Source organism: Sphingobium phenoxybenzoativorans (assembly GCF_001757355.1).
In the GTDB taxonomy this organism is placed as follows: domain Bacteria; phylum Pseudomonadota; class Alphaproteobacteria; order Sphingomonadales; family Sphingomonadaceae; genus Sphingobium; species Sphingobium phenoxybenzoativorans.
The window spans coordinates 1-2,339 of the sequence record NZ_MINO01000162.1 but is presented as its reverse complement, the minus strand read 5'-3'; the positions used below and the strand labels follow the sequence as shown (position 1 = coordinate 2,339).

The 2,339-nt window shown below is 62.8% G+C and carries 2 protein-coding genes and 1 pseudogene; all 3 read right to left on the bottom strand.

Annotation, left to right across the window (positions count from 1 at the left end; genetic code table 11):
• Nucleotides 1–329, bottom strand: a pseudogene (locus tag BHQ40_RS24515) (dihydropteroate synthase); the annotation flags it as partial.
• Between the two features lie 122 nt (nt 330–451).
• Nucleotides 452–1,585 carry a site-specific DNA-methyltransferase gene (locus BHQ40_RS24510; protein ID WP_070158287.1) on the bottom strand — a complete coding sequence of 378 codons (1,134 nt, stop codon included), beginning with the start codon at nt 1,583–1,585 and terminating at the stop codon, nt 452–454.
• A 339-nt stretch (nt 1,586–1,924) separates the two neighbouring features.
• Nucleotides 1,925–2,339 (bottom strand): ribonuclease HII (gene rnhB / locus BHQ40_RS24505; RefSeq protein WP_070158286.1); only part of this gene is annotated, 415 nt, incomplete at its 5' end.

Sequence of the window (2,339 nt, the reverse complement as noted above, 5' to 3'; positions counted from 1 at the left end):
ACGTTGAGGATGCCCATCACCTGCGGCGCGTCGAAGCGGATCGTGCGCTCGCCCAGGGTGAGCGGTGGCCGGGTCGCGGCTATATTCGCGGCGAGCATGTTGGCGCGCGCCTGCAGCGGTTCGGGGAGTGACGCGATTGTGTCGGCAAACGCCTCGACAGGGATGGCCGAGCGGTGGACGCGGGTTCCGCCCTGCATGGCCGTCAGTTCATAGCCCTGGAACCAGAGCAGGCTGTTGCCGATGCGCGCGGTGGTTCCATCCAGGCCGACGGGGGAATTGGCGAACCATATCGGGCGGAGGTAGAGGCGGGCTTGGCGGGGGATTGTCATGAAAATGCTCTACCCCATTCCGTCATTCCCGCGAAAGCGGGAACCCATCTCCAGCACTGGCCTCCATCGGGAAGGATGGGAGATGGGTCCCCGCCTGCGCGGGGATGACGTTCATTGGAAAATCAGGGCTGCGTCGCGAGCAGGTAGGTCTGGCGCAGCGCGTCGATGGGCTTCAGGTCGCCTTCCACCTCATAATGCCAGAAGGTCCAGCCGTTGCACGAGGGCGCACCCTGCAGAGTCGCGCCGACCTTGTGGATCGAGGCGTTCAGCCCCTCGCAGGCCAGCGACCCGTCGGCGCGCACATGCGCTTTCCAACGGCGCTTGACGTCGGTGAGGATTGCACCCGGCTCCAGATAGCCGGTCTCAACCAGCGTGCCGAAGGCGACCTTGGGCGCCTGACGCGGCGACTGCATGATGCCGATGGCGGATTCATCGAGCGGCAAGGAGGCGGCGATGCGCTCCAGCGCGACTTCGCAATAGGTGTCGTCGCGCTCGATGCCGATCCACTTGCGGCCAAGGCGGCGGGCAACCGCGCCGGTCGTGCCAGTGCCGAAGAAGGGATCGAGCACCACGTCGCCCGGCTTGGTGCAGGCCAGCAGCACGCGGTAGAGCAGCGCTTCGGGCTTCTGCGTCGGATGCGCCTTGGTGCCGTTGCGCTTCAGCCGCTCCTGCCCGCCGCAGATCGGCAGTACCCAATCGGAGCGCATCTGAAGCTCATCGTTCAGCGTCTTCATCGCGCGATAGTTGAACGTATATTTGCTGTCCTCGGACTGGCTGGCCCAGATCAGCGTCTCATGCGCATTGGTGAAGCGCGTGCCCCGGAAATTCGGCATCGGGTTCGCCTTGCGCCAGACAATGTCGTTGAGTATCCAGAAGCCCTGATCCTGCAGCACGACGCCGCAGCGGAAGATATTATGGTAGCTGCCAATGACCCAGATGGTGCCATTGGGTTTCAGGATGCGGCGCGCTTCCTTCATCCAGGCGTGGGTGAAGGCGTCATAGGCGGCGAGCGTGTCGAACTTGTCCCAGTCGTCATCTACGGCATCGACCATGCCGCCTTCGGGCCGGAACAGGTCGCCGCCCAGTTGCAGATTATAGGGCGGATCAGCGAAGATCATGTCGATGCAGGCGTCGGGCAGCTTCGCCATCTCGGCAATGCAGTCGCCCTTGATCAGGCGGTCGGCCTCAATCGCCGGCTGCGCCAGCGCGACCGCACCTTTTCCCCGCCGCGCCGGAACGCGCTCCAAAACCCCCATAAACCTCAAAGCCCCTGTCGTTACGCCTGTGGGATGAGTCTTCCGGAGTCCTCCGTCAAGATCAAAAACTTAGGGGCCAAGCCTCACATAAAAGTTAACAGCGTGAGAACGAATGGGGAAACCGCGAGATATTGAGTCCCGACTTCACACAAAGTCTCAACATGCGGTGGTGTTGCCATGAGGACTCAGCACAAGATGGAGCGGATATTTTTTTGGGAAGGTTCCAGTTTTAGCCCCGTCACCCCTGCGAAGGCAGGGGTCCCGCTTCCTAATCTGCGTAGAAGATCAAGCGGGGCCCCTGCCTTCGCAGGGGCGACGAACGGAACAATCCAGACTGAATCAGATCAGCACCAACTGCGCCACCGGTGCGAAGCTGCGTCTGTGCAGTGGTGTCGGGCCATGTTCGCGAAGCGCCGCGAGATGCTTCGCGCTGCCATAGCCCTTGTTGCTCTCCCATCCATAATGCGGATGCTCACGGGCGGCGGCGATCATCATCCGGTCGCGTTCTTCCTTCGCCAATATCGACGCGGCGGCGATCGACAGGCATTTGGCGTCGCCCTCCACTATGGCCGTGGAGGCATAGGTCCATTTGGGGCACCGGTTGCCGTCCACCAGCACATGCGCGCAGTCCCGCGTCAGCGCATCGACCGCGCGGGTCATTGCCAGCATCGTCGCCCAGAGGATGTTGATTTCGTCAATTTCCTCCACGCTGGCGACGCCGATGCCGAAGCAGACGGCGCGCGCCCTGATCTCC